General features: G+C 37.3%; 2 protein-coding genes. Both read right to left on the bottom strand.

Annotated elements, in window-relative coordinates; all coding sequences use genetic code 11:
- On the bottom strand, positions 1 to 184 hold a 184-nt coding region (locus ASC50_RS07250; protein ID WP_158648484.1), incomplete at its 3' end, for a hypothetical protein.
- Between the two features lie 141 nt (positions 185 to 325).
- Positions 326 to 391, bottom strand: a complete 66-nt coding sequence (locus ASC50_RS08590; RefSeq protein ID WP_226995411.1) for a RagB/SusD family nutrient uptake outer membrane protein — start codon at positions 389 to 391, stop codon at positions 326 to 328.
- Positions 392 to 399: the final 8 nt, after the last annotated feature.

Raw genomic sequence — 399 nt, 5'->3', positions numbered from 1 at the left:
GAAGAGTATAATATATCCTTACACCACCGTTGAGCAGCATCGTATCAACCAATGTGGGTGGTCCGGGCGCAACACCATCGTCCGAACCGATAGGGAGCCTGTCCGACTCTTTGCAGGCATAAAAACCCGCTACTACAAACAGCATCAAAAGGGCTGTTTTTGCTATTTCTCTAAACTTTTTCATATCTTTTATTTTTTTTAATTATTAATCTTTTGTCTTGAACCTTGATTTTAATAAGATTTTCAGGATTGCCAAGATAATTCATATCTATTATTCTCTATCATCTTGTTAATCTTCTTAATCTTGTAAAAATCGTGGTTCAGACTACCATCCCGGATTTTGAATAAGATTTGAGTTTATATTCAGTTCACTGACAGGGATGGGCCACATATAGTCCC

The sequence above is a fragment of the Candidatus Symbiothrix dinenymphae genome (assembly GCF_001431085.1).
This window is presented reverse-complemented; position numbering and strand designations above follow the sequence as displayed.